At 70.0% G+C, this 22,927-nt stretch carries 19 protein-coding genes; 10 read left to right on the top strand and 9 right to left on the bottom strand.

Translation table 11 applies throughout. The annotated features are described in order from the left end of the window. The first annotated feature begins 8 nt into the window (after nt 1-8). On the top strand, nt 9-1,661 hold the full coding sequence (locus tag E1218_RS06590) for a DNA repair helicase XPB (protein ID WP_407657582.1): 1,653 nt from the start codon (nt 9-11) through the stop codon (nt 1,659-1,661). A gap of 110 nt (nt 1,662-1,771) precedes the next feature. Here E1218_RS06590 and E1218_RS06585 read toward each other — a convergent pair whose 3' ends face one another. The 4 genes from E1218_RS06585 to E1218_RS06570 form a co-directional block, all read right to left on the bottom strand. Continuing rightward, nucleotides 1,772-2,632, bottom strand: a complete 861-nt coding sequence (locus E1218_RS06585; RefSeq protein ID WP_132317308.1) for an endonuclease domain-containing protein — start codon at nt 2,630-2,632, stop codon at nt 1,772-1,774. Nucleotides 2,633-2,788: 156 nt separating this feature from the next. Then, complete coding sequence (locus E1218_RS06580; protein WP_132317306.1) at nt 2,789-3,499, bottom strand: FadR/GntR family transcriptional regulator; 711 nt, start codon at nt 3,497-3,499, stop codon at nt 2,789-2,791. Nucleotides 3,500-3,524: 25 nt separating this feature from the next. Further along, nucleotides 3,525-4,460 (bottom strand): dihydrodipicolinate synthase family protein, encoded by a 936-nt coding sequence (locus E1218_RS06575; RefSeq protein WP_132317304.1) that lies wholly within the window; start codon nt 4,458-4,460, stop codon nt 3,525-3,527. 14 nt (nt 4,461-4,474) lie between these two features. After that, entirely contained in the window at nt 4,475-5,551 is a 1,077-nt protein-coding gene (locus E1218_RS06570; RefSeq protein WP_132317302.1) for a sialidase family protein, read from the bottom strand. A 47-nt stretch (nt 5,552-5,598) separates the two neighbouring features. On the opposite strand from E1218_RS06570, the gene E1218_RS06565 reads away from it, so the two are divergent. The 5 genes from E1218_RS06565 to E1218_RS06545 all read left to right on the top strand — a co-directional run bounded on the left by E1218_RS06565 (nt 5,599) and on the right by E1218_RS06545 (nt 12,044). Then, the gene (locus tag E1218_RS06565) at nt 5,599-7,221 is read left to right on the top strand and encodes a type 2 periplasmic-binding domain-containing protein (protein WP_132317300.1); all 1,623 of its coding nucleotides are present in this window, start codon (nt 5,599-5,601) and stop codon (nt 7,219-7,221) included. 4 nt (nt 7,222-7,225) lie between these two features. After that, on the top strand, nt 7,226-8,170 hold the full coding sequence (locus tag E1218_RS06560; RefSeq protein WP_132317298.1) for an ABC transporter permease: 945 nt from the start codon (nt 7,226-7,228) through the stop codon (nt 8,168-8,170). After that, nucleotides 8,167-9,054, top strand: coding sequence for a carbohydrate ABC transporter permease (locus E1218_RS06555; RefSeq protein WP_132317296.1), 888 nt, complete (start codon nt 8,167-8,169; stop codon nt 9,052-9,054). Before E1218_RS06560 ends, E1218_RS06555 begins: the two co-directional genes overlap by 4 nt. Before the next feature lie 122 nt (nt 9,055-9,176). Further along, a complete protein-coding gene (locus E1218_RS06550; protein WP_132317294.1) occupies nt 9,177-9,974 on the top strand; it encodes a phosphatase PAP2 family protein in 798 nt (265 codons plus the stop codon). 39 nt (nt 9,975-10,013) lie between these two features. After that, the gene (locus E1218_RS06545) at nt 10,014-12,044 is read left to right on the top strand and encodes a HelD family protein (protein ID WP_132317292.1); all 2,031 of its coding nucleotides are present in this window, start codon (nt 10,014-10,016) and stop codon (nt 12,042-12,044) included. On the opposite strand, the gene E1218_RS06540 is transcribed toward E1218_RS06545, so the two are convergent. Continuing rightward, nucleotides 12,033-12,956, bottom strand: a complete 924-nt coding sequence (locus tag E1218_RS06540) for a flagellar basal body-associated FliL family protein (RefSeq protein ID WP_132317290.1) — start codon at nt 12,954-12,956, stop codon at nt 12,033-12,035. The two genes, E1218_RS06545 and E1218_RS06540, sit on opposite strands and share 12 nt — an antisense overlap. A gap of 56 nt (nt 12,957-13,012) precedes the next feature. Further along, nucleotides 13,013-14,203 carry an MFS transporter gene (locus E1218_RS06535; protein WP_132317288.1) on the bottom strand — a complete coding sequence of 397 codons (1,191 nt, stop codon included), beginning with the start codon at nt 14,201-14,203 and terminating at the stop codon, nt 13,013-13,015. A gap of 102 nt (nt 14,204-14,305) precedes the next feature. Between E1218_RS06535 and E1218_RS06530 the strand changes: the two genes are divergently transcribed. Both E1218_RS06530 and E1218_RS06525 read left to right on the top strand, forming a co-directional pair. Next, nucleotides 14,306-14,617, top strand: a complete 312-nt coding sequence (locus E1218_RS06530; RefSeq protein WP_132317286.1) for an ArsR/SmtB family transcription factor — start codon at nt 14,306-14,308, stop codon at nt 14,615-14,617. Nucleotides 14,618-14,708: 91 nt separating this feature from the next. After that, nucleotides 14,709-16,970, top strand: a complete 2,262-nt coding sequence (locus tag E1218_RS06525) for an outer membrane protein assembly factor BamB family protein (RefSeq protein WP_233712058.1) — start codon at nt 14,709-14,711, stop codon at nt 16,968-16,970. On the opposite strand, the gene E1218_RS06520 is transcribed toward E1218_RS06525, so the two are convergent. Next, on the bottom strand, nt 16,954-17,838 hold the full coding sequence (locus E1218_RS06520) for a Gfo/Idh/MocA family protein (protein ID WP_132317284.1): 885 nt from the start codon (nt 17,836-17,838) through the stop codon (nt 16,954-16,956). The genes E1218_RS06525 and E1218_RS06520 overlap by 17 nt on opposite strands. Nucleotides 17,839-18,026: 188 nt before the next feature. On the opposite strand from E1218_RS06520, the gene E1218_RS06515 reads away from it, so the two are divergent. Beyond that, nucleotides 18,027-20,408 carry a PQQ-binding-like beta-propeller repeat protein gene (locus E1218_RS06515; protein WP_132317282.1) on the top strand — a complete coding sequence of 794 codons (2,382 nt, stop codon included), beginning with the start codon at nt 18,027-18,029 and terminating at the stop codon, nt 20,406-20,408. A 340-nt stretch (nt 20,409-20,748) separates the two neighbouring features. After that, nucleotides 20,749-21,936, top strand: a complete 1,188-nt coding sequence (gene tuf / locus E1218_RS06510; RefSeq protein ID WP_132317280.1) for an elongation factor Tu — start codon at nt 20,749-20,751, stop codon at nt 21,934-21,936. A 40-nt stretch (nt 21,937-21,976) separates the two neighbouring features. Here the strand turns inward: tuf and E1218_RS06505 are convergent, their stop codons facing one another. Beyond that, nucleotides 21,977-22,234 carry a DUF4031 domain-containing protein gene (locus tag E1218_RS06505; RefSeq protein ID WP_132317278.1) on the bottom strand — a complete coding sequence of 86 codons (258 nt, stop codon included), beginning with the start codon at nt 22,232-22,234 and terminating at the stop codon, nt 21,977-21,979. Continuing rightward, on the bottom strand, nt 22,231-22,917 hold the full coding sequence (locus tag E1218_RS06500; protein ID WP_132317372.1) for a copper homeostasis protein CutC: 687 nt from the start codon (nt 22,915-22,917) through the stop codon (nt 22,231-22,233). The genes E1218_RS06505 and E1218_RS06500 overlap by 4 nt, the downstream gene beginning before the upstream one ends. Nucleotides 22,918-22,927: the final 10 nt, after the last annotated feature.

Here is a 22,927-nt window from a genome sequence, read left to right as displayed (position 1 = left end):
ATCGGTGAATGGGAGACGCAGTGACAGACGGTCCATTGATCGTGCAGTCGGACAAGACGCTTCTGCTGGAGACCGCACATCCGGACGCCAACGACTGCCGCAAGGCGATCGCACCGTTCGCTGAGCTGGAGCGTGCTCCTGAGCACGTGCACACGTACCGGCTGACGCCGCTGGGCCTGTGGAACGCCCGGGCCGCCGGACACGACGCCGAGCAGGTCATCGACGTACTGCTGCGCTACAGCCGGTATCCGGTCCCCCACTCGCTCCTGGTCGACATCGCCGAGACCCTGGACCGCTACGGCCGCCTCCGCCTGGAGAAGCACCCGCAGCACGGTCTCGTGCTCGTCACCACCGACCGGCCGGTGCTCGAGGAGGTGCTGCGCAGCGCCAAGGTCAAGCCGATGCTCGGTGCCCGCATCGACGACGACACCGTCCTCGTGCACCCGTCGGAGCGCGGTCACCTCAAGCAGACCTTGCTGAAGCTCGGCTGGCCCGCCGAGGACCTGGCCGGGTACGTCGACGGCGAGACGCACAAGATCGACCTGGTCCGCGAAGGCTGGGACATGCGCCCCTACCAGCAGCAGGCGGTGGACTCGTTCTGGCACGGCGGCTCCGGTGTGGTCGTGCTGCCGTGTGGCGCCGGAAAGACGATCGTCGGCGCGGCCGCGATGGCGCAGGCGTCCGCGACCACACTGATCCTGGTCACGAACACGGTGTCCGCGCGGCAGTGGAAGGACGAGCTGGTCCGCCGGACCAGCCTGACCGAGGACGAGATCGGCGAGTACTCCGGTGCCCGCAAGGAGATCCGCCCGGTGACGATCGCGACGTACCAGGTGATGACCACGCGCCGCAAGGGCGTCTACTCGCACCTGGAACTGTTCGATGCCCGCGACTGGGGCCTGATCGTGTACGACGAGGTGCACCTGCTGCCGGCGCCGATCTTCCGGATGACCGCCGACCTGCAGACCCGGCGGCGGATCGGCCTGACCGCGACCCTGGTCCGCGAGGACGGCCGCGAGGGCGACGTGTTCTCGCTGATCGGGCCGAAGCGGTACGACGCGCCCTGGAAGGACATCGAGGCGCAAGGCTGGATCGCGCCGGCCGACTGTGTCGAGGTCCGGGTGGACCTGGAGCAGACCGAGCGGTTCGTGTACGCGACCGCGGAACCCGAGGACCGGTACCGGCTGGCCGCGTCCACCCCGGCGAAGTCCCGGCTGGTACGGCGGATCGCCGAGCACCACGCGGGTGAGCCGCTGCTGGTGATCGGTCAGTACATCGACCAGCTGGACGAGCTCGGCGAACGGCTGGAGTGCCCGGTGATCAAGGGTGAGACGACGGTCCGCGAACGTCAGCGGCTGTTCGACGCGTTCCGCGCCGGCGAGGTCACCCGCCTGGTGGTCAGCAAGGTCGCCAACTTCTCCATCGACCTGCCCGAGGCGTCGGTCGCCATCCAGGTCTCCGGCACCTTCGGCTCCCGGCAGGAGGAAGCCCAGCGTCTCGGCCGCGTCCTGCGCCCGAAGGGCGACGGCCGGACGGCGAGGTTCTACTCGATCGTCGCGCGGGACACCGTCGACGCCGAGTTCGCCGCCCACCGCCAGCGCTTCCTGGCCGAGCAGGGCTATGCGTACACGATCGTGGACGCGGAGAACCTGTTTGCCTAGACAGACCTGCAGATCGACAGGAGGTATCGGGGTCGGCGCGTCATCGCCACGCTCGACTATCGAGGCTCCGTTGTTCCTGATGAGGACACGTCCTGTCGATCTGCACTTCGTCACCCCGCGAGTCGCTGAGCCAGAGTCGCACGGACCATGGCGACGACCCAGGCCGGATCGCCGATCACCTGCTCGTACGTGAGCCGGAGCACCAGCCACCCTGCTGCCACCAGTTCGTCATATCGGTGACAGTCGGCGGCGAAGTCCCGCCGGGATCCGTGGAACTCGAATCCGTCGGCCTCCAGCGCCAGCCTGGCGCGCCGATGGCCCAGATCCACCCGGGCGCGGAACCAGCCGTTGGTCACCAGGACCTGTGGCTCGAAGCCATCGATGCCCTCGCTGATGAGGAGAGCCCGGAGCATGGACTCGAGGAAGCTGCCGGAGTGGCGGGTCGCGGCCGCCGCCACTGCGCGAGCGTTCGGGCAGCCGGGACCGCGCATCGCGGCAGTGGCGGCAAGGAGCTCCTCGTGGCTGAAGCGTCCGGTGGCGAGGGCTGCGTCCGCGACGGCCAGGGCCTCGGCGAACGGGAGGATGCGGGAACAGTCGACGACGGTCCGCAGCGGGGATGTGATCCGGTTCCGTCGTTCCCCGGAACCGGTGGCGGCCCAGTGCAGCACGGCGGGTGGCCCCGGACGTGGGCGGCGCTTGGGCGGGACCGTGACATGCGGCTTCTCCGCTGCCACCAGGAGCGGAAGATCCAACGCCGCCGCAGCACTCAGATGCGAGAGGACACCGTCGTAGGCCAGGGTCGCCACCGCGTCGGCCGGGAGTCCTGGCACCGCGTAGATGCCTCGCCCGATCCGCTGCACCTCTCCCCGTGCGAGCGCAGCCGCGACGGCATGGCGGGAAGCCGCCGCGACAAGCTCGGCGTAGCAGGCCCACCCACCCATGCGCACGAGGACCTCACCGACCGATTCCATCCAAGGATGGTGCCCGACGCGGTCGATTCGCGGCCTGCCTTATCCACAGGGTGCAGATCGACAGGAGGTGTCCCGGTCCTTCCAGGCGCCCCACGCTCAGGCGCTGTCCGTCACCGTCTCAGTGGAGGTATACGTCCTGTCGATGTGCAGGCGGCGTCATTCGCCCAACCGGGTGTGGATGCCGTGGAAGTGCTTCTTCATGGAACGGGCGAAGGAGTCAGGGTCACCGGATTCCAGTGCCACCAGAAGATCACGGTGCCAGGCGGCGGCGTCGGCGGGTGAATACCGCGCACCCGGCAAGCGTGCGTCGACCTGGGAGAAGGTCCGCCAGAAAACGCTGAGCAGGTCGATCACCAGTGCGTTGCCGAGCGGCTCGTAGAGGGCCTGGTGGAAGGCCCAGTCCTCGACGGGGAAGTACTCGCCGGCGTCGGCCTTGGCCTCCATCCGCTCGACGATCGGCTCGAGCGTGTCGTACCCGTGCGAGCTGAAGAACGCGACCACGTCCGCCGCGAGACCGACCTCGATCGCCTGCCGGACCTCCAGGACGTTCTGCACGTCCCGGAGGTCGCCGGCCATCGACTGAGACATCCGGAACGCGAGCCCGTCCTCGAGCGACTGCAGCGAGACCTCGCCGACGTAGGTACCGTAGCCGTGCCGGATCTCGATGATGCCGACGGCCTGCAGCGCTTTCATCGCCTCGCGCAGCGGGTGCCGCCCGACCCCGAGCTGCGCCATCAGCTCCTGCTCGTTGGGCAGCGGGTCACCCGCCTTCAGCCCGCGCTCCAGGATGTACGACTTCATCTGGTCGCGGATGAAGGACTGATTCCCCGCCGCACCTCGTGCCCGGCTGAGCCCACCCGTTGTCACCGCCGGCCTCCTCGTCTAGGACCGTTCAGTGTAATCCGGCTCGGTCCAGTAGCGGGCGGATCGCCTCGATCTCGGCGTCGTCGAGCGGGATCGACGGGTACGCCGTCACCGGACAGGCGATCACCCCGAGCAGGTACAGCCCGGCCTTGAACGCACCCAATGCGGCCGAACTCGCCCCCATCCGGCTCCGGTCCGGCACGTCGATGATCTCGAACAGCCTGATCAACCGGTCCTGCTCCGCCCGGGCGGCAGCCGCATCACCGGACGCCGCCGCGCCGTACAACCGCACGTACCCGGCCGGATCCACGTTCCCCAACCCGGGTACGACGCCGTCGACTCCGAAGGCCAGTGAGGAGTCGACGGTCACCTCCGACCCGGTCATGATCGCGAACCCGGACAGTCCGGCGTCGCGCCGATCCAGCACGAGCCGGCGCAGGCTCGTCTCCTGTCCGCTGGAGTCCTTCACCCCCGCGATGACCCCACGCTCGCCCAGCGAGATCATCAGCCAGGCCGGCAGTTTCACTCCCGCCCGCGACGGGATGTCGTACGCGTACAGCGGCGTGTCCTCGGCCAGCGAGGCGAGCCGCACGAAGTGCCGCTCGATCTCGGCCGGATGGGTGGCGGCGTAGAACGGCGCGGTCGCGACCAGACCGTCCACCCCGGCCTTCAGCGCGGCCGACAGGTGCGCACCGGCCCGGGCGGTCGACGTGTCGATGACACCGGCCAGCACCGGCACCTGGCCTGACACCTCCGCCATGGTGGTCTCCAGCACGACCTGCCGCTGTTCGTCGGTCAGGAAGGTGCCTTCACCGGAGGTGCCGAGCACGAACACGCCGCCCACCCCACCGGTCAGCTGATACTCGATCAGCCGGGCGAGCGAGGCGGTATCGACGTCGTACTCGGGGGTGAGCGGGGTGACGAGCGGCGGTACGACGCCGGTCAACTGGGCGGAGTCGGTCAAGGGGTCTCCCAACCTCAAAGGGCGAATGTGGCGAAGCGAAGAGTCGCGAACGAGGACGTCTCGCCGGCCTCGTAGAAGATCCCGACGCGGCCGTCGGGAAGCAGAACCAGATCGGAATAGCCGGCCATGCTCTCGTGCACGACGAGCGCGGGTCGCCAGGACTGTCCCGAGTCCTCGCTGACGAACACGGTCAGCTCCCGGCGACTCGTCGGATCGATCGGGGTCGACAACAGCAACCGGCCGTCAGGCAGGGCGAGCACACTCCCCTGGATCCCCGGTGCGGAGACCTCCGGGATCCCGGCGTACGGCGCGTCGAGCGTCGTACCGCCGTCCGAGGACCAGGCGTGCACGCGGGCCGGCCCGGTGCCCTGGTGGTTGCGGGCGTTGAAGTACAGCCGCCCGTCCGGCAACTCGGCGACGGTCGTCTCGTTGGCGTTGATCTCGGCGCCGTCGTTGCGATCGACGAAGCCGACCGACCACGTGTGCCCGCCGTCGTCGCTGTAGATGCAGTGGCCGCCGTTCAGCCGGATCAGGTCGTCGACCGGCTCCGATGGCACGAACGAGTGGTTGGCGGGTACGACGAGCCGCCCCGTCGTCAGCGCGATCCCGTGGCACGGCCCGGTCGCGTACCACCCCCAGTCGGACGGCTTCACCTGCGCGGTGATCTCGACCGTGTCGCTCCAGGTCGCGCCGTCGTCGGCCGAGCGCTGGACGAAGATCCGCCGGCCGTCGACCGGATCGGTGCCGCGGGCCAGCGACATCTCGACCGCGTGCGCGCCGTTCTCGACCGTGACCAGCACGATGTCGCCACTGGCCGGGTCGATCACCGGCACCGGGTTCCCGCAGGTCTTGCCGGGCACCGCGGAGACCACCTGCAACGGCAGCCAGGTTCGCCCGCCGTCGAGCGATCGGCGCAGTACGACCTCGATCTCGCCGGCGTCCCCGGACCCGTGCAGGCGGCCCTCGCAGAAGGCGAGCACCACTTCGTCCCGCGCCAGGACGGACGGGATCCGGAAGGTGTGGTACCCGCTCCGGTCGGGGTCGAAGACGACGTCGGCGGTGATTTCCGCGGCACCGACTCTTGAAGACATAGGACGTACTATGTCATGGTGTGGCCCTCCGATGGAAGTGAGGCCACATGCCAGTCAGCAGAAGAACATTCCTCGGCGGCGGTCTGGCCGCCGCCGCTGTCGCGGTCACCGGTACGCCACTGCTGGCGGGGTGTGCTTCGGACAAGAAGAACTCGGCCGCCGCGAACCTGGCCGTGAAACTGCCGACGTACACCAAGTACGGGGACATCAAGCCGGACCTGCCCGGGACCGACGTCGTCCTGGACGGCTTCCTGAAGTACCCGGCGAACCCGGCCCGGGCGATCACCGAGGTGCCTGGCGACGGCAAGCCGATCTCGTTCATGACCAACATCCCCGGTGCGATCCCGCCGGCGATGGACAAGAACCAGTTCTGGCAGGCCGTGAACGAGCGGCTCGGATCCGAGCTGCAGATCAGCATGGCGTCGAACGACGAGTACAAGGACAAGCTCGCCACCCGGATCGCCGGCGGCGACCTGCCCGACATCCTCAACATCCCGCCCGACACCGTGCAGATCCCGGGCCTGGTGAAGGCCAAGTGCATGGACCTGACCGAGCACCTGTCCGGTGACGCCGCCAAGAAGTACCCGTTCCTGGCGAACATCCCGACCGAGTACTGGAAGGGCTGCGTGTTCAACGGCGCCATCTACGGCGTACCGGTGCCGCGCGGGATGTCCCGGACGTCGCTGCCGCTGTACCGTGCGGACCTGCTGGCCGCGAAGGGCATCAAGGACCCGGCGCCGAAGAGCTTCCAGGAGTTCTTCGACCTGGCCAAGGAGATGACCGCCGCCAAGCAGAACAGGTGGGCCTGGACCCGGGTGCCGATGTCGACGATCCGCCAGATGCTGGAGATCCCGAACGTCTGGAAGGAGGAGGGCGGCAAGTTCACCTCGATGTACGAGCACGAGGCGCAGCTCGAGGCCCTCGAGGCGGGCCGCAAGATGGTCGCCGCCGGCGTGATCAACCCGGACGCGTTCAACGACAAGGCCAGCGCCCGCAAGCAGTGGTTCAACGGCGGGATCGCGTCGTTCGACTACGACAGCTTCATCGCCTGGAACCAGTACTACTCCGACAACACCGCCGGGGAAGCGTTCTCGGTGAACATGCTCGACGTCCCCGGCTTTACCGGCGGCCAGGGCAAACCGTGGATGGGTTCTGCACTGAACAACGTCACCGCGTTCAACAAGGACAGCAAGCACTCCGTGGAGACGCTGCTCAAGGTGGCCAACTGGATGGCCGCGCCGTTCGGCACCGAGGAGTATCTGTTCCGCAAGTACGGCGTCGCGGGCCGCCACTACACGTTGCAGGGCACGGACCCGGTGCCGAGCAAGACCGGTGGGCTGGAGACCGGCATCGGCCTGCAGTACATCTGCGACCCGGCAACGGCGCTGTACTGGGCCGGCAAGCCCGACGTACCGCAGAAGCAGCACGCCATTCAGCAGAAGGTGGCCAAGCGGCTCGTGTACGACGCGTCGTACGGCCTCTACTCCGATACGCAGTCGAAGAAGCAGACCCAGCTGGCCAAGACGATGCTCGACCTGGAGAACCAGATCGTGCAGGGCAAGAAGCCGGTGTCGGACTGGACGGCGGCGGTGCAGACCTGGAAGTCCTCGGGTGGCGACGCGATGCGGTCCGAGCTCGAGAAGGCCTTCTCCGACGCGGCAGGGAAGTAGGTACATGCTCCAGCGTTCCAAGACGCGACCGCAGCAGCAGCTGAGCCTGGGGCAGCGACTGCTCCGGGACAAGGCGCTGCTGCTGTTCGCGCTGCCCGGGACCGCGCTGATCATCGCGTTCCACTACGTGCCGTTGCTGGGGAACGTGATCGCGTTCAAGGACTACCAGCCGTTCCTCGGCATCAGCGGCAGCGACTGGTCCGGCTGGGCGAACTTCGCGGTGATCTTCAACGGCGACCCGGCGTTCCTGCGGGCGCTGAAGAACACCCTGATCCTGACCAGCCTGCAGTCGGTCTTCGTGTTCCCGGCACCGATCCTGCTCGCCCTGCTGCTGAACTCGCTGTTCTCCGAGCGGATCAAACGGATCGCGCAGAGCATCCTCTACCTGCCGCACTTCATGTCGTGGGTGATCGTGGTCGCGCTGTTCCAGCAGATGCTGGGCGGCAGCGGGCTGCTGAACAACTACCTGCGCTCGCACGACCTGGCCACGATCGACATCATCGGCAACTCCGAGCTGTTCCACGTCCTGCTGACGTCGCAGATCATCTGGAAGGACACCGGCTGGGCGACGATCCTGTTCCTGGCCGCGCTGTCGCAGATCGACTCGCAGCTCTACGAGGCGTCCAGCGTGGACGGCGCGAGCCGGACGCGGCAGCTGTGGCACGTCACCCTGCCGGGGTTGCGCGGCATCATCATCCTGCTGTTCATCCTGCGGCTGGGCGACTCGCTGACCGTCGGCTTCGAGCAGATCATCCTGCAGCAACAGGCGGTTGGCCGGGACGTCAGCGAAGTGCTGGACACGTATGTCTACAACAACGGCGTGATCGGCGGCGCCTGGGGCGTGGCGGCCGCTGTCGGCCTGGTGAAGGGCCTCGTCGGCGTCGCCCTGGTGCTGGCCGCGAACAAGGTGGCGCACATCTTCGGCGAGCAGGGGGTGTACCAGCGATGACCCGGAAGATCGTGAACGGCGTGCCGATGCCGTCCTGGCCGATGCGGATGTTCAAAGGCCTGGTCCTGCTGGTGTTCTGCGTGGCCGTGATCATCCCGTTCGTCGGGGTGATCTCGACCAGCGTGGCACCGAACAAGCAGATCAACGAGGCCGGCGGGCTGGTGCTCTTCCCCGAGTCGATCAGTCTCGCGGCGTACGAGTCGTTGTTCGCCGGCGGCGTGGTCACCCAGGCGCTGTTCGTCAGCGTGTTCGTCACGGTCGTCGGTACGGCGCTCAGTCTGACGGCCTCGTGCCTGCTCGCCTACGCGTTGTCGAGGCCGTCGTTCGCGGCCGGACGGCCGATCCTGCTGGTGCTCCTGTTCAGCATGCTCTTCTCCCCCGGCATCATCCCGACGTACCTGGTGGTCAAGGGCGTCGGCCTGCTGGACAGCATCTGGGCGCTGATCGTGCCGACGATGGTCAGTGCGTTCAACGTGATCGTGCTGCGGGCGTTCTTCATGAACCTGCCGAACGAGCTCACCGAGAGCGCCCGGATCGACGGTGCGGGCGAACTGAAGATCTTCGGCTACGTCGTACTGCCGCTGTCCAAGGCGGTGCTCTCGGTGATCGGGCTGTTCTATGCGGTGGCGTACTGGAACGCGTTCTTCAGCGCACTGCTGTACCTGAACGACAGCAAGCTGTGGCCGCTCCAACTCGTCCTGCGCACGTACGTCATCAACGACACCCAGCTGGGCAGCGCCGAGCTCGGGACCGAGCTGCTCCCGCCGCAGTCGTCCATCCAGATGGCGATTTTGGTCGTCTCGATCGTGCCGATCCTGATCATCTACCCGTTCCTGCAGCGGCACTTCGCCAAGGGCGTGCTCACCGGCGCCGTCAAGGGATGATCGCAACGGCGTGACGGGCAGGTCACGAACGGTCGCGCCGAGCGTCCCCAGGGGTTGCCCAGGGCAACGCCAGGGTTGCGCCTGGGCAAATCCCGACCGAACGCCAGGTACCGTCGAAAGCTATGGGGACGCAGGCGCTCGAGCGGGTGGGGATCCGTGGGGAAGGCGAGGGGCGACGGGACGGGAGGCCCGCGCCGGTCGTCTGGCGGGTGGTCCGGGAAGCGGTCCTGCTGGCGACCTTGTTCCTGGTCTACAGCGCCGGCCGCCAGTTCGCCGCGAAGCACACCGGCTCCGCGTTCGACCACGCTCACGAGATCCTCGCCTTCCAGAACCGGCTGCACCTGCCCGACGAGGCCTCGATTCAGCAGGCCGCGCTGAAGGTGCCGCAACTGGTCGAGGGTGCGAATCTCTACTACGCGGGCGTGCACGCGCCGCTGACCGCGGCGGTCCTGCTCTGGTTGAGCATCTGGCGGCCGCGGGCCTACCCACACGTCCGCTGGACGATCGTGGCGGTGACCGGGCTGGCGATGATCGGGCACATCGTGTTCCCGCTCGCGCCGCCGCGGATGATGCCCGGCTTCGTCGACACCGGCCTGCACTTCGGTCAGTCGGTGTACGGCCCGGAGCGGTTCGGCGGGGTGGCGAACCAGTTCGCCGCGATGCCCAGCCTGCACGTCGGCTGGGCCGCCTTGATCGCGCTGTCGATGATCCTGATCACCCGGTCGAGGTGGCGGTGGCTGTGGCTGCTGCACCCGACCATCACCTTCGCGGTGGTCCTGATGACGGCGAACCACTACTGGCTGGACGGCGTCGTCGCGCTGGTTCTGGTCGCGGTCAGCCTGCCGCTGCTGCTCCGCCCCGGCCTGCACGAGGACCTCCGAGCGCGTAATTCGGTTTCCCCCCGCCGGGTGCTCAAGTAACGTGGCTGGGCTTCCCACACCCCTTGCCGGAGGTTCGCTGTGCCCCCTGATACGACCGACATCCTCCAGGCCGAGAAGGACTACCTGAAGACCTCGCGGGCGGCGCTCGCGGTGATGCGGGAGAAGACCGGCGCACTCGAGATCCACAGCGCGGACCGGGTGAACCAGGAGTTCCTGAAGGCCGCGATCTGGCGCCGGATGAAGGAGCTCGAGGACGACCCCGAGGTGCCGCTGTTCTTCGGCCGGCTGGACTACGTCTCGCCGGTCCCCGAGACGTTCCACATCGGCCGCCGGCACGTGAACGACGAGCTGGGCGAGCCGCTGGTGGTGGACTGGCGGGCGGACATCTCGGTGCCGTTCTACCGCGCCAGCCGGACCGAGCCGATGGGTGTCGGCGTCCGGCGGCGGTTCGGTTACACCCACGGCGAGATGACCGCCTTCGAGGACGAGGACCTGACGTCCCCGGCTTCGCCGGGCGACCGGCACGGCGACACCCTCACCAGCTCGATTCTCGAGGGCGAGATCGAGCGCCCGCGCTCCGGCCCGATGCGCGACATCGTGGCGACCATCCAGCCCGAGCAGGACGTGATCGTCCGCGCCGGCGTGGAGGACACCATCTGCGTCCAGGGAGCGCCCGGGACCGGGAAGACCGCGGTCGGGCTGCACCGGGCGGCGTACCTGCTCTACGCCTACCGGGACCAGCTCAGCCGGGCCGGGGTGCTGGTCGTCGGGCCGAACGCGAGCTTCCTGCGCTACATCGGTGACGTTCTGCCGGCGCTCGGTGAGATCGAGGCGAAGCAGACGACGGTCGAGGACCTGGTCGCGCGGGTGCGCATCGCCGGGCCGGGTGCCGCGGAGGTCGACGTACTGAAGGGTGACGCCCGGATGGCCGAGGTGCTGCACCGGGCCGTGTGGTCCCAGGTGCGGCTGCCGAAGGAGGCCCTCGTCGTCCCGCGCGGATCGCACCGCTGGCGCGTCCCGGCGTACCAGGCGGAGGAGCTGGTCAACGAGCTTCGCACGCGTGGCGTCCGGTACGGCGCCGGCCGGTCGATGCTGCCGCAGCGGCTGGCGCACGCCGTCCTGCTCCGGATGGAAGCGGCCGGCGACTCACCCGACGACCGGGTGCAGGACGCGGTCGCGCGGAGCCGTCCGGTCAAGCAGTACGCCGAAGCACTCTGGCCCGCGGTGGACCCGGCGAAGCTGGTGTTCCGGCTGTTCACCGACCCGGAGCTGCTGGCCGAGCACGCCGACGGCATCCTCACACCCGAGGAGCAGGCGCTGCTGCTCTGGGACAAGGCACCCCGGTCGGCCGGCGCCGCGAAGTGGTCCGCGGCTGATGCCACCCTGATCGACGAGGTCGCCGACCTGGTGGACCGTACGCCGTCCCTCGGACACGTCGTCCTGGACGAGGCGCAGGACCTGTCGGCGATGCAACTGCGGGCCGTCGGGCGCCGGTGCTCGACCGGCTCGATGACAATCCTCGGCGACATCGCACAAGGCACCACACCCTGGGCGACGCCGTCGTGGGACGAGGCGCTCGAGCACCTGGGCAAGACCGGCGCCCACACCGAGGAGTTGACCGCAGGCTTCCGCGTTCCCGGTCAGGTGATCGAGTACGCCGCCCGCCTGCTCCCCTCGATCGCACCGCACCTCACACCCCCGACAGCAGTACGGCGTGCGCGCGGTGAGCTCACGATCACCCGCGTACCGGACAGCCTGACCGCCGCCGTGTCCACGGTCGAGGAGGTGTCCGCGCGACTCGGCTCGATCGGCCTGATCGCTCCGGACGCGCTGGTGGCCGCGACCCGGAAGGCCCTGCAGGACAAGGGCATCGCGTTCTCGGTGCTGGGTGACGAGGACGACGTGGACGCCCACCTGGACGTCGTACCGGCGTCACTGGCGAAGGGGCTCGAGTTCGACCATGTGGTCCTGGTCGAGCCGGCCGGCATCGTCGCCGGTGAGGCCGACGAGCGCACCGGCCTTCGCCGCCTGTATGTCTGCCTCACCCGTGCGGTCACCTCGCTGGCCGTCCTGCACAGCGAGGACCTGCCGGAGGTCCTAGCCGCCTGACGGGTGCCGCGCCCTTGCGGTGTCGCCGAGTCCACGCCACGCCGGAAGGGGTTCGCCCGCGATCCGCGCCCGCGCACAGGCCAGCCGCCAGCGTCCGTACCCGACCGTCGCCCGGACGCCCTGCAACTGTTCCTGGCCGGCCCCACCGTCGAGCACCCGGCCGGCGGTGGCGTACGCGGCCTTGGCCGCCTGCACGTCCGCGGCCACGTCGGACGCCTTCGCGACACGCTCCAGGGGCAGGTCCGCGGCGTCCAGCTCCGCACCGAACCGGGCGACGTCCTCGCGGGCCAGTGCGCGCTGCTCCTCGAGCGTGCCCGGCTGCTCCGGCACCACGTCCTCCGTCGTGGAGACCTCGTCCTGCTGCCGGCGCGACTGCCACCACCAGAACCCCACGCCGCCGGCCAGCAGCACCGCAACCACGATCAGGAAGACCAGCAGCCAGACCGGAAGCCGGCTCGGCGCCTCGGGCACGTTGAGCTGGTCGAGCACGCCGTTCAGTGTGCCGACAGCGTCGGAGCGGCTGTGCTTGGCCAGTTCGTCGCTCAGGATCGGGCCGATCGAGTCGTTCACGCCGACCGCGCTGCCCCACGTCATCCGGTCGCCGAAGACGACCAGGTAGATCCCGTCCGACCTGTGCTTGTAGGCGGCCGTCTCCACGAACGCCTTCGCGGACATCTGCTTGTCCCGCCGGCCGTCGTCGAGCGCCTCGGTCGGGACCACGGCGATCCGGATGGCCGGCCGGTGGTCCTGGATGCGCTCGACGAGTTCCGCAGCCTCCTCGGCCGGGACCAGCGAGCTCTGGGTCGGGTCGACGTACACCGGTGAGGTCTTCCAGCCCTCGACGACCGAGTTGGGATCACTGGAGCCGGTCAACGTGGACGTGAGCAGCAGCAGCGCGGCCAGAAAACGCATGGCCGTAGCCTGCCTCAAGCAGGGTCCGAGTCAGTAGGCGGCCACGGTCGCACGTCTCACCTTTCCACAGCCGCCGCGAGGACCTGCTCCTCCTCGTCGAGGTGCTCGACCCGCTGCAGTGCCGGGTCGCGCCGCAAGGTGACGAGCAGTCCGAGTACCGCGAGATCGAGCGCGGCGGCGACGAGCGGCAGGACGGTGATGCCGGCCCACTGGATGACCAGGCCGCCGACCACCGCGGACAGCCCGGCGCCCAGGTAGATCGCGGACGCGTTCAGCGAGATCAGCAGGCCGCCGCCGAGCTCGAGCAGCAGGTTCTGGATGGGCGGGTTGAAGGCCCAGGTGAACATGCCCCACAGGAAGAGGGCGGCACCGGCGCCGGCCACGGTCGTCGCCGACAGGTCCAGGGTCGCGACCATCACGATGCTTCCGAGCAGTACGCCGTACAGGGTTCGGAGACTGCCGAAGCGGTCCGTCGCCCGGCCACCGAGCAGGTTGCCGACGACCGCGCCGAGCCCGTAGACGAGCAGCAGGATGCTGACCGCAGTGCCGCCGAGGTGCACGGTCTCCTTCAGCAGCGGGACGATGTAGATGTAGACGCTGAACGCGGCGAGGACTCCGAGGACCGACATCGCCAGCACGGTCTGCACGCGGCGGTCGGTCACACCGGCGAACCGCTGCCGCAGACCGACCACCGGCGGTGCGTCCACCTTCGGCAGCGCGGCGCGCTCGGCGATCGCGACCAGCACGGCGACCGCTGTGATCAGAGCGAACACGCCCTTGTAGCCCAGTGTGGGGCCGAGCAAAGTGCCCGCAGGCACGCCGAGCACCAGTGCGAAGGTCAGACCGCCGAACACGACCGCGACCGCTCGGCCGCGCTCCTCCGGTGGCAGCAGGCCGGTGGCGAACAGCGTGGCGGCCGGGGTGTACACGGCGGCGCCGAGCGCGGCCACGACCCGGCCGACGATCAGCACCGGGTAGTTGGTGGCCAGCGCGGCGATCAGGTTGCCCAGCGCGGCCAGGACGAGCGCGGCGATGAGAAGCGTACGGCGCTCCCACCGGCCGGTCAGCGTGGACAGGATCGGTGCACCGATCGCGTACGACAGGGAGAACGCGGTGGCGAGCTGGCCGGCGGCCGTCAGTGAGACGTGCAACTCCGAGCTGACGTCGGGGAGTACGCCGGAGACGACGTAGGCGCTGGTGCCGACCGCGAACGCGCCGGCGCCGAGCAGGTAGATCCGTGCGGACATCAAGGACCTTCCGGAAGACGTGGTGACGACATGGGAAAGAACTTCGATGGGGATCGTACTACGAAGGTCATCGAACTTCGACCGGCGTCGTATGATGTGGACATGAGCAGGAAGGCGTTACCGCAGCCGGCGCGCGAGGAGATCCGCGTCGAAGCGGTGCTGCAGGCTCTCGGCGAGCCGGTCCGGCTGCAGATCATCCGGGCGCTGGCCGGCGCGCCCGACGGCATCGCGTGCGGCGAGATCGAGCTCCCGGTCACCCCGTCGACCCGCGCCCACCACCTCCGCATCCTCCGCGAGGCCGGCGTTCTGACCACCCACACCGAAGGCACCCGGCGGATCAGTTCGCTGCGCCGCGAGGACCTCGACACGCTCTATCCCGGCCTGCTGACCGGCATTCTCACCGCCCGCCAGTAGTCCACCCCGCACGGAGAACTGTGCGGGGCTTGCAAGGTCGCGGTGGGGTGATCGAGCGGTTGTCGTGGGGGTGGGCTGGCAGACTGTGGCGGTGGTGGAGCTTCGGGCGCGGTGGGACGGTCTGGTGCCAGGCTCGGCGCGACTCGCGGACGAGCTGGTCGCCCGGTACGTCGACCGCAACCGCCGGGCGTACCGCGACTACTACCTCGACGTCGTGCTGACCGCGCTCGACTCGCTCATCCAGCTCGCCACCGATCCGGCCTCCGTACGCCTCGCCGCCTGGTTCCACCGGGCCGTCCACGAGCCCGGCGGCACCGCGGCCGGGGACGCCGAGTCCTCCGCCCGGCTCGCCGAGGAGCTGCTCCCGCAGTACGGCGTGCCGCCGATCCGCATCGCCGAGGTCGCCCGCCTGATTCGCCTCACCGGCGACCTGGCGGCACCGCCGCCCGACTCGTACGCACCACCCCGCCGCGATGCGAACGGCGACGTGCTGCTCGACGCGGTCAACGCCATCCTCGCCGCCGACCCCAGCCGGTACGCCGTCCACACGGCCGAGGTACGACGTGACGCCGGCGAGCGCAGGACCGCTCTCGAGCGCAGGTACGACGAAGTCCGCGAACTGCTCGACGGCCATTTGTACCGCACCCAGCTCGCGCGGCAACGCCTCAGCCCGGTCGCACGCATCAACCTCGAGTCGGAGCTCGCTCTGCTCGACAGCGAGCTGCCGGCACCGTGGCGTGGTTGGCAGCAGGCCGCACTGACCGCGACAGCCACCTTCAACGCGATCGCTGCCGCCATAGTCGCGATCGCCGCGTCCGGAGCCTCCTGGCAGGTTCCTGCCTTGGAGGACGAGGTCGGCTGGCCTCCTGTCGTTCTGGCGGCCGCCGCGCTCTTCAGCGCGCCGGTGCTCTTCCGCTGTGCCCGCAGCGCCGGCCAGCGTTCCCGGCTGATCGCAGGCACCGTACTGGCGACAGCGGTGACCGGACTGCTCATCGCCTGGGCTCAACTCCCCAGGACCAACCAGGCCGTCGGCGTAGGGCTCCGAGTCCCACTACTCATCTCGGCGCTCCTCCTCTTCGTCCTGGCCGGCGCAGCGGCTCTGGTTGCGTCGCTCCTGCGCACCCGGGCCGCCCGCTACCTGCCGTCCAGGAACCTCGGCCAGCAACTCGCCTGGCTGGTGGTGCCCGCGGCCGTGGCGCTCGCCCTCCTCCTGATCATTCAGCCGCTCGCACGCAACTACGTACTGAGCACCAACGAGCGCGTGGAGGACTCGGGTCGCCCAGCCGGCAAGGCAGCACCCTCGACCGTGGACGGCACGGTCGCGTGGGTCAGCAAGTCGGTTCGCGGCTCGGGCGCCGAGGAAGCGATCGGCACCAGGTACGGCATCGCCATCCCACGTCAGACCGGTGTGATCGAGATGCTCGACGCGGCGACCGGCGACCTGCGCTGGCGCTACAGCCGGTCCGACTCCGACGAGAAGCCCACCATCGTCGCGACCGGGAACGGCGACCACGTGCTCGCCGAGTTCGACGACATCGGCTACCTGCTGCTCGACGCCGACACCGGCGAGCGAAAGGCGGCCTGGCCGGGCCGCACCCGCGACTACGTCCTGCACCAGGCCGACCCGCTGCTCACCGGCGAACGCGTCGCCCGGGGATCCGACAAGCTGCGCGGGGTCGACCCGGACGGCGACGAGCGGTGGACGTTCGAGCCCGGCCGCTGCACGGGCATCGGTGCGGTCGCGACCACCGATACCGTGGTCACCTTCCTCGGCCGCAGCTGCGGCGAGGACTCCGACGAGATGGCCGGCCTGGACCTGGAGTCCGGCAAGAAGCTCTGGTCGAAGGACACCGGCGACAACTACCGCCGGCCCGTCGTCGTCGCCGGTGTGGTTGTCGTGGCCGAGTCCGGTGGCGACAGCGACGTACCGGCAGCCCTGACCGCCATCGAGCCGCGGACCGGCGAGATCAGGTGGCGCTGGCCGGTGCCGCGGGACTGGGCCTGCCGGACCCTGCTGAACGCCGCCGGCCGCTACCTGATCGTGGTGGACTGCCCAACCGCCCGGAAGTTCGAGAACGGCCGGACGCTGGTCACCGCGATCGACGCGACCACCGGCCGGACCGCCTGGCAGACGGCCGCGCCGGTCAGCCCGCGGATGAAGGTCACGGTCACCGCCGACGGCCGGGTGATCTCCCTCAGCCTCGGCGACAACGCGTGCTGGGCCAACGTGATCAGCCGGACCGGGTTCCGTCAGGTCCGCCTGCCCACCGGCATCTCCTGCAGCCGCGACGCGCGAGCCATCGGCAACCTCGTCCTCACCTCTGGCCCGGACACCGTCATCGCGCTGCGTTGAGCTGCTCCTCGGCGGACGCGAGCAACTCGACCACCCGGGTCCCGAAGGCGACATCGACCGGGTGCGACTCACCGGACTCGGCGGCGGCGACCAGCTCGTGGACGGCCAGCTCGAACGACTCCTCCGGCGGGGGCGGGTCGTCCTGCGGCAGGATCGCCGTACCGGATTCTCCCCAGACGCCGGTCTCGAAGCTGCTGCCTGCGGGCGGGACGAACAGCGACAGGCTCGCCGTACTGGTCGCGCCCGACTCGTGCCGGACCACCAGATGGACCAGATCACCCTCACCGCCGACGGCTGTCAGGTCCGTGATCGGCCCGAGCATCGCGGTCAGGTTCGACAGCGCGTGCGGCCCGACGTCCCAGAGCGCACCGCGCTCCCGCCGCCAGGGCGAGTCGGTGAACGGATTGCCCGGCTCGTCGAGCGCGGCCAGCATCCGCGACCAACCGCCCCTCCATCCCGTCCCGGCCTGAACGTCGCGGAAGAACTTCCGGCTCGGCGCCTCGAACCGGTGGGTGAAGAACACCACCGACGCGATCCCCTCGTTCGCGACCTCGTCGGCCAGCGCCCGGGCGTCGTCGAGCGAGTCGGCGACCGGCTTGTCCAGCAGCAGGTGCTTGCCGATCGCGGCCGCCTCGAGCGCCATCGAGGCCTGCACCTTCGGCGGTACGGCGAAGGCGACCGCGTCCACCGACTCCAGTAACTCCGCGTAGTCGGCGTACGCGGGCACCTCGAGGTCGGCCGCGAGCGCCGCCGTCCGGGCGGCGTCCCGGCCCCAGACCCCGGCGAGCTCCGCGTCCTTCGCGGCGCGCAGCCCCGGTCCGTGCGTCATCCTCGCCCACGGGCCGGTGCCTACCAGGCCGAATCGCATGGATCCTCCAGATCATCGCCGGCTGCCCGATCGATGTGATCTGGGCCGCAATCAGCCGAGAGGGACTCGATGCCGGACGCACCGATCGCCCCGGTCAGGTGACGAGCCGATATCGCTTTGGCCACGAGACTATCCGTCGGCCCCGGATCGGTCGGCCCAGACTCCCGCCGGGTGCGAGACTCCCAGCCATGGACCTGCGCGACCAGTGGAATCGCCTGCTGCCGCACGCGCAGCCTCTCGGCGAGGATCTGCTGGCTCGTTACGCAGAGCAACACCGCCACTATCACGACCAGCGACACCTCGCCGAGGTGCTGACGACCATCGACGAGCTGGCGGACGCGGCCGACGACGCCGACACCGTCCGGCTGGCCGCGTGGTTCCACGACGCGATCTACGACCCGCAGGCCGACCCCGGCGAGAACGAGGAGGTCTCGGCACAGCTCGCCGAGCTCGAGCTGGCGGCGTACGGCGTGGACGGGGACCGGGTCGCCGAGGTGGGCCGGCTGGTCCGGCTGACCGCGAAGCACGACTGCGAGCCGGACGACGCGAACGGCGCGGTGCTCTGCGACGCCGACCTGCGCATCCTCGGAATGCCCGCCGAGCGGTACGACGAGTACGCCGAGGGCATCCGGCAGGAGTACGCGCACATCGGCGACCGCGAGTTCGCCCGCGGCCGGATGTCGTTCCTGCGGGGCCTGGCCGAGACCCGGTTGTACGCGACCGCGCGCGGCCACGACCAGTGGGAACAGGCGGCCCGGGACAATGTCGCCCGGGAGATCGAGTCCTGGGGCCCTAGGGCGGCCCGGCCGATCGGCGGGCTGATCCCGATCGTGTACCTCGGCGCGGCCCTCGGCGCGGTGGTCGCCGCGTCGGTCCTGCTCGGCCGCGGCCTCGGTGCCGCGCCGAAGTGGCCGGCCGACCCGGACCAGGTCACCGGCTTCCCGGTCTGGGCCCCGATCGCCGGTACGGCGCTGTCCACCGGGCTGGCCTGCGCCTGGTTCCGCCGGGGCCGGCCGCGTCTGGTGGCCATACCCGCTCTGGCGTTCGCCGTGATCGGACTGGTCGCGGTCGGGCTGTGCTGGTGGCGTTGGCCGGCCGCCCAGCCCGGTGCCGCGATGTCCGAGCGGTGGCCGTACCTCCTGCTCGCCTCTGTCGCACTGGTGCTCGCGGGTGCGTTCCTGGCTTTGGCCAGACGTCTGCGGCTGGCACCGGCGTACGCACAAGCTCCGCCGCGACTGCTGAGCCTGAGCATGACCGTGGTGTGCGCGACCCTGCTCGCCTGGATCACCGTGTCCGCCGGCGAGCCGTTCGTCCAGGCCCGGCTCGAGACCGCCAACACGGTCAGCACCACGACCACGACCACACCTGAGCAGCAGCCGGTGCAGCTCGACGGAGCACTCGCCTGGAGCCGCGAGGTGCCGGCCAGCGGCGCCATCGCCGGTACGGCGGGCGGCGTCGCCGAACTGCGGCCGGACGGCGTCGTCATGTCCGACGCGAACACCGGCCAGATCCGGTGGCGGTACTCCCGCGCCGACGTCGACGACGCGGCCGACAGCGGGTCCGAGGGTCTCCTGGTCTCCAGCGACGGGCGCACCCTGGCCGCCCACCTCCCGTACGGCGGGACCCGGGCACCGAGCGGCATCGACCTCCCGACGTACGCCGTACTCGACGCGGTCAGCGGGCAGGTGCTCACCGAGGTGCACACCGACGGCAAGGCGCTCGCGGTCGACGCGAACCACCTGCTCGTCGCGGAGGACAACTACGTCGTGGCGCACGGCGTGAGCGGTCCGACGCACTGGCGTACGCAGCTGCGGTGCAACGTGACACAGGGCGAGCTGATGGGCGAGCAGGCTGTCGTCGTCGATGCGTGTGGCGGCAACGGCGCCGCCGCGCGTGCCTTGGATCTCAAGAACGGCGACCAGCGGTGGGAGGTCGACCTGGGCGACCGGTTCGACCTGAGCGCCGAACTGGACCCGGCCGCGTGGGTCGGCGACCTCGTCGCCGTACCGGCAACCCGTGAGGTCTCCGGCCTGATCTGGACCGGTGCCGCCGGCGGCACGCTGTACCAGTGGGCGGTGGACGCCGGCGAGGGCCGCATCATCTGGACGACGCCGGTGCCGGGCACACCTCGGCCGCGACTCGGGTCCGCGTCCTGTGACGCGCAACTCGCCGCCACGAACGCCTCCCTGGTGCTGGTCACCTGCCGGAACGCCACCGACCCCGGCCAGCCGCAGACGTACGACGTCTCCGCGGTGAGCCCGGCGGACGGGACACCGCAGTGGCACCACCTGCTCGAAGTGCCGCCGAAGTTGCAGCAGCCGACGTACCCCCGCGACGGGTTCGGCCTGCTGCCGGACGGCCGGGTCGTCACGCTGATGCCGCAGGCCAACGGCAATTGCTCGCCGGTGATGATCGGCACCACCGGCATCCGGCCGCGTCCCATCCTGGCCGGCCCGACCGCCGAGTCGGTCGCCCGGTCGGAGGAGGTCACCTGCAACAAACCCGCCGTCACAGTCGCCGGCGCCCGCCCCGTCTTCTCCGACGGCACCCGCCTCTTCGCCCTGAACTGAGCCCGGTCCCCCTCTCCTCTGACCCGCGCGCAGCGCGGGAATTCCGTTGCTGATGGCAGCGTTCCTCTCTAGCGTGATGCACATGTTCCGCGTGGTTGTCGAGCACGGCCTGTCAGGCACCGGCCTGACGGGCGCTCCCACGTGGGCCGCGTCATCCGATTCAGCCCTGCTCACCGGCGCGCACTGCGTTGCCGACGAGCGAAGGCGACCCTCCTCCTGCTGAGCAGGACCCGCGGAGGAGGGTGGTCGCTCACCGGCCCCCTCCGTCCGGGTGACAGCCGCGGAGGCTTGCCGGAGGGTCCTGGCTCACCGGAATCTTCTGACACCCAAAGGAATCCTCATGGCCAAGAGCCAGTTCGTGCGGACCAAGCCGCACCTCAACATCGGCACGATGGGTCACGTCGACCACGGCAAGACCACTCTGACCGCCGCCATCACCAAGGTGCTCGCCGAGCGCGCCCCGGACACCAACCGGTTCGTCGCGTTCGACGGCATCGACCGTGCGCCGGAGGAGGTCGCGCGCGGGATCACCATCAACATCTCGCACGTCGAGTACGAGACCGCGACCCGGCACTACGCGCACGTCGACATGCCCGGGCATGCCGACTACGTGAAGAACATGATCACCGGCGCCGCCCAGGTGGACGCCGCGATCCTGGTCGTCTCCGCGCAGGACGGCGCCATGCCGCAGACGCGGGAGCACGTGCTGCTCGCGCGCCGGGTCGGCGTTCCGTACCTGGTGGTCGCGCTGAACAAGGCTGACGCCGTCGACGACCCCGAGCTGCTCGACCTGGTCGAGCTGGAGGTCCGTGAACTCCTCTCGGAGTACGGCTTCCCCGGCGACGACGTACCGGTCGTGCGCGTCTCCGGACTGCGGGCGCTCGAGGGCGACCCACGGTGGACCGCCGCGGTCGGGGAGCTGCTGGACGCGGTCGACAGCTACGTACCGGCCCCGGACCGCGAGCTGGGTGAGCCGTTCCTGATGCCGATCGAGAACGTGCTCACCATCAGCGGCCGCGGCACCGTCGTCACCGGCGCGGTCGAGCGCGGTTCGCTGAAGCTCGGCGACGCGGTCGAGGTGGTCGGGCTCGGTCCGACGGTCACCAGTACGGCGATCGGGATGGAGACGTTCGGGAAGTCGCTGGAGTCCGCGGAGGCGGGCGACAACGCGGCGGTGCTGCTGCGTGGCGTGAAGCGCGACGAGGTCCGCCGCGGCCAGGTGTTGGCGTTGCCGGGCAGTGTGCGGCCGCACCGGAGGTTCCGGGCGCGACTGCACGCGCTGTCCACCGCCGAGGGCGGCCGGCACAGCCCCTTCGGTTCGGACTACCGCCCGCAGTTCTACTTCCGGACGACGGACGTCGACGGCGGCATCGACCTCGGCGACGTCGAGCTCGTGCTGCCGGGTGACACCGTCGACCTGACGGTGGAGCTGTCGAAGCCGATCGCCATGAACACCGGCCTCGGCTTCGCCGTCCGCGAGGGCGGCCACACCGTCGCCGCCGGCACGGTCACCGAGCTGCTCGACTGACCGACGGCCCTCAGTTGCCTCAGGCAACTGGGGGCCGTTCTCAGGTGCCCTTGCGGTGGCGGAGGCCGGCGGCGATCAGGCGGCGGACGAGCTCGCGGCTGGAGACCGGCACGGCGCCGGCGGCGATCAGGTCGTCGTACCGGTCGCTGGGCACGTCGTAGTGGTCGCGGTCGAAGCCGCGGGCGGGGACGCCGGCCGCGCGGGCGAAGGCGTGCAGCTCGTCGTACGACTCGTCGCTGACCAGGTGGGACCAGACTCTGTCCCAGGCGGGCCAGGCCGGTGGGTCGATGAGGATCACGCGGTGGAACCCCGGTCGTCCTGGGCGTCGAGCAGGTTGCGCCACGCCCGGACGAAGCGCGAGTTGACGTACGCCTTCGTCCACGAGCCGTCCTGGCGGACCGACGAGCCGACGTGGAACCGCCGTACGCCGACCTGGTACAGCCACGGCACGTGCTCCGGCTGCAGCGAACCGCCCGCCATCATCACCTTCGCCACCGCCGGCTCCTCCTTCGCCAGCCTGCACAGGTCGTCCAGCCCGTGCCCGACGCCGAGCGCCGACCCGGCCGTCAGCACGCAGTCCAGCCCCGGCAGCGTCCGCAACGCCCGCCACGCCGCCCGCTGCTCCAGGACGGCGTCGATCGCCCGGTGGAACGTCCACGGCGTACTGGCGAACGTGCTGGCCAGGGCAGCCGTCGACTCGACGTCGATCTCGTTGTCCGGCGTCAGGAACCCGAACACGAACCCGTCGGCGCCCGCGGACAGGTAGGACTGCGCCATCGCGGTCAGCCGGTTGAGCTCGGCACCGTTGGTGGTGAAGGAGTCGGACAGCCGCAGCATCACCCGCAGCGGCAGGTCGGTCGAGCGCCGGATCGCGCTGACCGTCGACACCGACGGCGACAGTCCGTCGGCCTCCATCGACGCACACAGCTCCAGCCGGTCCGCCCCGCCCTCCTGTGCCGCCTCCGCATCCGCGGGATGCAGCGCCTGGCGC

The sequence above is a fragment of the Kribbella turkmenica genome (assembly GCF_004348725.1).
Classification (GTDB): Bacteria; Actinomycetota; Actinomycetes; order Propionibacteriales; family Kribbellaceae; genus Kribbella; species Kribbella turkmenica.
This window is presented reverse-complemented; position numbering and strand designations above follow the sequence as displayed.

Bases quoted from the DNA above. Each gene is read 5' to 3' on its own strand.
- E1218_RS06570 (WP_132317302.1), bottom strand. From the start codon at position 5,551: ATGTCTTCAAGAGTCGGTGCCGCGGAAATCACCGCCGACGTCGTCTTC.
- E1218_RS06530 (WP_132317286.1), top strand. From the start codon at position 14,306: ATGAGCAGGAAGGCGTTACCGCAGCCGGCGCGCGAGGAGATCCGCGTC.
- E1218_RS06520 (WP_132317284.1), bottom strand. From the start codon at position 17,838: ATGCGATTCGGCCTGGTAGGCACCGGCCCGTGGGCGAGGATGACGCAC.
- E1218_RS06565 (WP_132317300.1), top strand. From the start codon at position 5,599: ATGCCAGTCAGCAGAAGAACATTCCTCGGCGGCGGTCTGGCCGCCGCC.
- E1218_RS06560 (WP_132317298.1), top strand. From the start codon at position 7,226: ATGCTCCAGCGTTCCAAGACGCGACCGCAGCAGCAGCTGAGCCTGGGG.
- E1218_RS06590 (WP_407657582.1), top strand. From the start codon at position 9: ATGGGAGACGCAGTGACAGACGGTCCATTGATCGTGCAGTCGGACAAG.
- E1218_RS06515 (WP_132317282.1), top strand. From the start codon at position 18,027: ATGGACCTGCGCGACCAGTGGAATCGCCTGCTGCCGCACGCGCAGCCT.
- E1218_RS06550 (WP_132317294.1), top strand. From the start codon at position 9,177: ATGGGGACGCAGGCGCTCGAGCGGGTGGGGATCCGTGGGGAAGGCGAG.
- E1218_RS06555 (WP_132317296.1), top strand. From the start codon at position 8,167: ATGACCCGGAAGATCGTGAACGGCGTGCCGATGCCGTCCTGGCCGATG.
- E1218_RS06535 (WP_132317288.1), bottom strand. From the start codon at position 14,203: ATGTCCGCACGGATCTACCTGCTCGGCGCCGGCGCGTTCGCGGTCGGC.
- E1218_RS06540 (WP_132317290.1), bottom strand. From the start codon at position 12,956: ATGCGTTTTCTGGCCGCGCTGCTGCTGCTCACGTCCACGTTGACCGGC.
- E1218_RS06585 (WP_132317308.1), bottom strand. From the start codon at position 2,632: ATGGAATCGGTCGGTGAGGTCCTCGTGCGCATGGGTGGGTGGGCCTGC.
- tuf (WP_132317280.1), top strand. From the start codon at position 20,749: ATGGCCAAGAGCCAGTTCGTGCGGACCAAGCCGCACCTCAACATCGGC.